At 66.5% G+C, this 6,739-nt stretch carries 5 protein-coding genes; 4 read left to right on the forward strand and 1 reads right to left on the reverse strand.

Annotated features, from left to right (window positions below):
* The coding region (locus HMPREF1138_RS01745; protein ID WP_009055840.1) for an alpha-L-fucosidase at nucleotides 1–2,194 on the reverse strand (2,194 nt) is incomplete at its 3' end.
* 471 nt (nucleotides 2,195–2,665) lie between these two features.
* Between HMPREF1138_RS01745 and dnaK the strand changes: the two genes are divergently transcribed.
* From dnaK to HMPREF1138_RS01765, 4 genes are all read left to right on the forward strand, one after another.
* Nucleotides 2,666–4,501, forward strand: a complete 1,836-nt coding sequence (gene dnaK / locus HMPREF1138_RS01750; RefSeq protein ID WP_009055835.1) for a molecular chaperone DnaK — start codon at nucleotides 2,666–2,668, stop codon at nucleotides 4,499–4,501.
* Complete coding sequence (locus HMPREF1138_RS01755; protein WP_009055833.1) at nucleotides 4,498–5,154, forward strand: nucleotide exchange factor GrpE; 657 nt, start codon at nucleotides 4,498–4,500, stop codon at nucleotides 5,152–5,154. The genes dnaK and HMPREF1138_RS01755 overlap by 4 nt, the downstream gene beginning before the upstream one ends.
* Before the next feature lie 39 nt (nucleotides 5,155–5,193).
* Nucleotides 5,194–6,240 (forward strand): DnaJ C-terminal domain-containing protein, encoded by a 1,047-nt coding sequence (locus tag HMPREF1138_RS01760; RefSeq protein WP_009055837.1) that lies wholly within the window; start codon nucleotides 5,194–5,196, stop codon nucleotides 6,238–6,240.
* A 3-nt stretch (nucleotides 6,241–6,243) separates the two neighbouring features.
* A partial coding sequence (locus tag HMPREF1138_RS01765; protein WP_009055831.1) for a heat shock protein transcriptional repressor HspR occupies nucleotides 6,244–6,739 on the forward strand: 496 nt, incomplete at its 3' end.

A 6,739-nucleotide genomic window follows, 5' to 3' on the forward strand; every position in this document is an offset into this window, starting at 1 on the left:
ACGGGGCCGGCGCGGGGGGCGGAGTGACCGTCAGGGCGGCCGAGGCCTCGGCGAGGGGAGTGGCGGTGGAGGCGACGAGCGTGTGCGCCCCGGCCTCGGTGGTGGCCGGAACCGTTACAGTGGCGGTGAAAGCGCCGCTCGCGTCCGTGGTCGAGGTGCCGACCTCGACGGGTTCGGAGTGCAGCGTGAGCGTCACTGCGGACTCGGGGGCGAAGCCCGTGCCCGTCACGGCGACGGTCTTGCCTGCCTCGACGGTCTCGGGCTCGACGGTGACGGCGGGCGTCGAGAGGGTCGCGGCCCGAACGGTGACCGAGGTGACGGTCGCATCCTTGCCGAAGCCCTTGAGGATGTAGTCCGGGTTGTCGTACTCGAGGGTCACGCGCGCGGTCTGGTTCGGGCCGATCGCGAAGGGGCCGACACCAGCGTTGAGGTCTGCGACCGTCAGGCCCTTGATGACCTGATCGCCGATGGTGACCTTGTACGCCGCGTAGGCGTCGGTGAAGCCCTGCGTCTCGAAGGAGACGGTCACGCCCGAGGCAACCTGGTCGCCGGAGGTGATGGAGGCGATGAAGCTCGTCTCACCGGTCTTGGGGGTGGGGGCCTTGAACTTCTCGAGGCTGGTGGCAGGGATCGTGGTCGCCTCGGTGCCGATGGTGGTCAGGCCGGTGGGCACGTAGGTGGGCGCGCCGTTCGTGGTGACCGTGACGACGGGGAGGATCTCGTCGGGCTGGGCGGGCAGGGTGATGACGAGGTCGTTGCCCTCAACCTTGTAGGTCAGGGGCGCGTCGGAGCCGTCCAGCTTCACCGAGGAGATGTCGTTGGCGCCGGCGCCGCGCAGCGTGACCGTGCCGTCGGCCGGCCACTTCTCGATGCCCAGGTAGATGTGGGAGTCGTCGACCATGGTCTTGCCCCAGGTTTCGATGGGGAAGTGAGTCGGGCGCGAGTTGCGCAGGATGCCGGGGTGCGCGCGGTTCCAGTCGCCGATGCCCGCCAGGACAGAGGCGTCCCACGGGTCGTAGGAGCCGTCGAACTTCGGTCCGACGTTGAAGAGGAACTGGCCGCCCAGGGCGACGGTGGAGAACATGTTGCCGACGATCTCGGTGGTCTTCGTCTTCGCGCCGTCCGGGGCCTTACGCAGGGCTGTCGTGTTGTCGACCGGCTGGATGTGGTCCCAGTCTTCCTCGGTGTAGTCCGGGTAGCCGGTGTCCTTGAAGGTGGGGGCAGCGTCGTCCCAGTTCGCGTAGCCCCACGTCTTGTGGAAGATTGAGACGGCCGACTCCCAGGGGCCCTGGGTCTGCTCGGACTGCATCTCGTTGTCCCAGCCGACCTCGAAGTCTGCGCGGTCGTTGCCCACGCGGGAGTTGATCATGATGTTCGGCTGGAGCTCGTGGGCCCATGCGCGCAGCTGGTCGGACTGGGCGGGGTTCGGCTTGCCCATGTCGTACCAGAGCTCGGTGATCTCGCCGTACTTGCCGCCGAGGAGCTCTTTGAGCTGGGCATGGATGTAGTCCATGTAGCCCTCTTCGTCGAGGGTGTTGGCGTTCGTCCACGGGTTTTCGGGCTGCTTCTCCCAGTCGATGTTGGAGAAGTAGAGGCCGAACTTGATGTCGACCTTCTTACAGGCCTGCGACAGCTCGAGGAGCGGGTCGCGGTGTGAGGGGGACTGCTTGGTGAAGTTGTAGTCGGTCGTGGCCGTGTCCCACATGGCGAAGCCGTCGTGGTGCTTGGAGGTGATGAGCAGCATCTTCATGCCGCTGTCCTTGGCCTGCTGGCACCACGCAGTCGCGTCGAAGTTGGGGGCGTCGAAGGTCTGGGCGGTGGCCAGGTACTCTTCGCGGGGGATGCCCTGCAGGGGGATGCGGGAGTCCCAGGTCTGCTGGTGGCCCCACGCCTTGATCTGCTCGGGGTAGCCCACTTCCTGCTTCTGGCCCTTGTACCAGCCGGCATAGGAGGAGTAGACGCCCCAGTGGATGAACATCGCGTACTTCATGTCCTGCCACTGCGCGACCTTCGCCTCGCTGGAGGCGGGTACGGCCGCGGGGATCGCGTAGCGTGCGTCGTAGGTCACCTGGGGGGCGGGGGCGGCGGACTGGGCGCCGTCGGCTTCAGGTGTGTCTGCCAAGGCGGGACCTGCCATTCCTAGTGTGAGGAGGCCAGCGAGGAGGCTGCCAGCCAGTCGGTTTGTGATGCGCATCAAGTCTCCATTGATTGACGGGGCTCTCGAACGGTGAGAGTGCCTTTAGTGTGCCAGAGTCGCGGTGTGCTACGCCACCAGTGACCTTTGTGTTTCCTTACGCCAGGCTTTCGCGTTACTTACTAAGTGATTTCATGTGTCGATTTTAGTCGTGCTGGGGTGGGTTGAACGTCGTCGTGGTCGGGGATGGAATAAAAGCGTGACGAGAAACTTGAGTACATCAGACTCAAGTTGTGAGCGGCTCAACCTCTTGAGGGGCTTCGTCAGGGAATAAAACCCAAGCCTCCAAAGTTGAGTACATCAGACTCAAGTTTGAGAGCTTCGGGTTGCGGAATAAAAACCCGGCTCCTAAAGTTGAGTACATCAGACTCAAGGATGTGTCGGGAGCTTCCCGGCACCACATAGACCACACAGACCAGCGCAAGCCGCTCCGAACGCGGAGACGGCCTAGCGAATGAAAGGACAACAACCATGGCACGTGCAGTCGGTATCGACCTCGGCACCACCAACTCCGCTATCGCCGTCCTCGAAGGCGGCGAGCCCACCATCATCCCGAACGCTGAAGGCGCCCGCACGACCCCCTCGGTCGTCGCCTTCTCCAAGACTGGCGAGGTCCTGGTCGGCGAGATCGCCAAGCGCCAGGCCGTCACCAACGTTGACCGCACCATCTCCTCCGTCAAGCGCCACATGGGCACCGACTGGACCACGGAGATCGACGGCAAGAAGTACACCGCGCAGGAAATCTCCGCGCGCATCCTCATGAAGCTGAAGGCTGACGCCGAGGCCTACCTGGGTGAGCCCGTCACCGAGGCCGTCATCACCGTCCCCGCCTACTTCAACGACGCTCAGCGTCAGGCCACCAAGGACGCCGGACAGATCGCCGGCCTCAAGGTCGAGCGCATCGTCAACGAGCCCACGGCCGCGGCCCTGGCCTACGGCCTCGAAAAGGGCAAGGAAGACGAGCTTATCCTGGTCTTCGACCTCGGTGGCGGCACCTTCGACGTGTCCCTCCTCGAGGTGGGCAAGGATGACGACGGCTTCTCTACCATCCAGGTGCGCGCCACCTCCGGCGACAACCACCTGGGCGGCGACGACTGGGATCAGCGCATCGTCAACTGGCTGATCGACCAGGTCAAGGCCAAGACCGGCGCCGACCTGTCCAAGGACGCGGTCGCCCTCCAGCGCCTGAAGGAAGCCGCTGAGCAGGCGAAGAAGGAGCTGTCCTCCGCGACCTCCACGAACATCTCGCTGCAGTACCTGTCCATGACCGCTGACGGCCCCATCCACCTGGATGAGTCCCTGACGCGCGCCAAGTTCGAGGAGCTCACCTCCGACCTGCTCGAGCGCACCAAGAAGCCCTTCCGTGACGTCATGGCCGAGGCCGGCGTGACCGTCTCCGAGATCGACCACGTCGTGCTCGTCGGCGGCTCCACCCGTATGCCCGCCGTCACCGAGGTCGTCAAGGAGCTGACCGGCGGCCGCGAGCCCAACAAGGGCGTCAACCCCGATGAGGTCGTCGCCGTGGGCGCCGCCCTGCAGGCCGGCGTCATCCAGGGTGACCGCAAGGACGTCCTGCTCATCGACGTGACCCCCCTGTCGCTCGGCATCGAGACCAAGGGCGGCGTCATGACCAAGCTCATCGATCGCAACACTGCGATCCCGACCAAGGCCTCGGAGATCTTCTCCACCGCCGAGGACGGCCAGCCCTCCGTGCTCATCCAGGTCTACCAGGGCGAGCGCGAGTTCGCCCGCGACAACAAGCTGCTCGGCACCTTCGAGCTGTCCGGCATCGCCCCGGCTCCCCGCGGCGTGCCGCAGATCGAGGTCACCTTCGACATCGACGCGAACGGCATCGTCCACGTCTCCGCGAAGGACCGCGGCACCGGCAAGGAGCAGTCCGTGACGATCACCGGCGGTTCCTCCCTGCCCAAGGAGGATATCGACCGCATGGTGCGCGAGGCCGAAGAGCACGCCGCCGAGGACAAGAAGCGCCGCGAGGACGCCGACACCCGCAACCAGGCTGAGCAGGCCGTCTACTCGACGGAAAAGCTGCTCAAGGACGAGGCCGACAAGATCTCCGAGGAGACCCGCGCGGCCGTCCAGAAGGACGTCGACGCCGTCAAGGAAGCCCTCAAGGGTGACGACATCGAGGCCGTGAAGACCACGATGGCCGCCCTGTCCGAATCCGGCATGAAGATCGGCCAGGAGATCTACGCCAAGCAGCAGGCCGACGAGGCCGCAGCCCAGTCCGCGCCCGCGCAGGACGACGTCGTGGACGCCGAGATCGTTGACGAGGACAACAAGTGAGCACCGAAGAAACCAACGGTTTCTCGGCGCCCAACGAAGACGCCAACGTCGCCGGGGCCGACTCCACCGAGTCGGCCCCGGCCGGCAAGGCGGCCGAGAATAACGAGACCGCGCCCGGCGCGGATGACGCAGCCCAGGCCTCGTCCGAGGGCACGACTGACGACATGAGCGCCTTCGAAGAGCAGATCGAGGACTCCGACCTCGCTAAGGCTCTCGAGCGCATCGCGGCCGTTGAAGACCAGCTGGCCCGCGCCAACGCGGAGCTGTACAACCAGGGCCAGGAGTACGCCAACTACGTGCGCCGCTCCAAGGAGGCCATCCCCGGCCACAAGACCGCGGGTCAGGACGAGGTCATCGAGTCGCTTATCAGCGTCCTCGACGACATCGCCGCCGCCCGCGCGCACGGCGACCTGGAGGACGGGCCCTTCGCGTCGATCGCCACCAAGCTTGAGGAGACGCTCAAGACGCGCTTCGAGCTGGAGCGCTACGGCGCCGAGGGCGACGACTTCGACCCCACCCTGCACGACGCCCTCATGGCCACCACCAGCGCCGACGTCGACCACCCCGTCATCGGGCAGGTCCTCGCGAGCGGCTACCGCCGCGCAGACCGCGTTGTGCGCGCCGCGAAGGTGCTGGTGAACAACCCTGAATGAGAACAGCACGCTCGTAACTGAAAGAGAGGTGACACGCGCGTGAGTGAACAAGAGTGGTTCTCCAAGGACTTCTACAAGGTCCTCGGAGTCGACAAGACAGCGGACAAGAAGGCCATCACGAAGGCCTACCGTAAGCTGGCTCGCAAGTGGCACCCGGATCAGAACCCGGGCGACAAGGCAGCCGAAGCCACATTCAAGGAAATTGGTGAGGCATACGCGGTCCTGTCCAACGATGAGGATCGCAAGCGCTACGACGCTATTCGCGCGATGGCCGGCGGCGGGGCTCGATTCTCCGCCGGTTCGGGCGGCACGGGTGGCTTCGAGGACCTTTTCGGGGCCTTCGGTGGCGGCGGCTTCGGTGGCGGCGGTTCGAACGTGCGCTTCCAGACCTCCGGCATGCCCGGCGGCGGAGCTGGCTTCGAGGACATCCTCTCCGGCCTCTTCGGCGGTGGCGGTGGCTCGAGCGCGCGATTCGGTGGCGACCCCTACGGCTCGTCCTTCGGTGGCGGTCACGCCCCGCGTAGCGCGCCGACGCCCGAAAAGGGCGGCACCGTGCGCGCGAAGCTGTCGATTTCCTTCCGCCAGGCCCTCAACGGCGCGACCCTGACCATCAAGGTCGGCGGTTCTCCGATCAAGGTCCGTATCCCCGCGGGCATCAAGGACGGCCAGAAGGTCCGCGTCAAGGGGCACGGCAAGCCCGGTACGCACGGCGGTCCCACCGGCGACCTCGAGGTTGCCGTGACCGTCAAGCCGCACCCCGTGTACTCGCGGGAGGGTAACGACCTGGTCATGGATCTACCCGTGACCGTGTCCGAGGCCATCCTCGGCGCAGTCGTCGACGTGCCTATGGTGGACGGCAACACGGCCACCGTGAAGGTGCCCGCGGGCTCCTCCTCGGGCACGGAAATCCGCGTGCGCGGCGGGGGCGTCACAACCTCGAAGGCAACCGGCGACCTGATTGCCCGCGTCGCCATCCGGGTCCCCGAGAAGCCGGGCCGCGAGCTCAAGAAGCTCGCGAAGGAGATGGCGCAGGCCGAGGGTGACCTCGACGTGCGCGCCACCCTGGCCGAGGCTGCGGAGGAGTAAGCCGTGGCACCGACTGGAACAGACGATGCGGTGACGTTCGTCATCTCGGTCGCGGCCGAGCTGTCGGGCATGCACCCGCAGACGCTGCGCCAGTACGACCGTCTCGGCCTGGTGAGCCCCGCCCGCACCAAAGGGCGGGGGCGCCGCTACACGAAGCGTGACGTGCAGCGCCTGCGCGACGTGCAGCGCATGAGCCAGGAGGAGGGCATCAACCTGGCGGGCATCCGACGTATCCTCGAGCTCGAGCGCCGCGTCGAGGCCCTGGAAGAGGAGCGTGACGCCCTGCGTGGGGCGGTCGCAGCCGCAGAGGCTCGCCGCAACCGCGTGTTCGCGGCGTCCCCGGACGGTCAGGTCATGCCGATGAGGCGTGGCCAGCGCCCGTGGGACCGCTCCTCCCAGCCCGACGCCCGCTCCGGTGGCTCCCTCACCGTGTGGGACCCCATGGCCGCCATCGCGGCGATGTCCACCGCCGAGCCGCCCGTGCGCTCCGAGCTGCCCG

Source organism: Actinomyces sp. ICM58, assembly GCF_000283035.1.
Taxonomy (GTDB): Bacteria; Actinomycetota; Actinomycetes; order Actinomycetales; family Actinomycetaceae; genus Pauljensenia.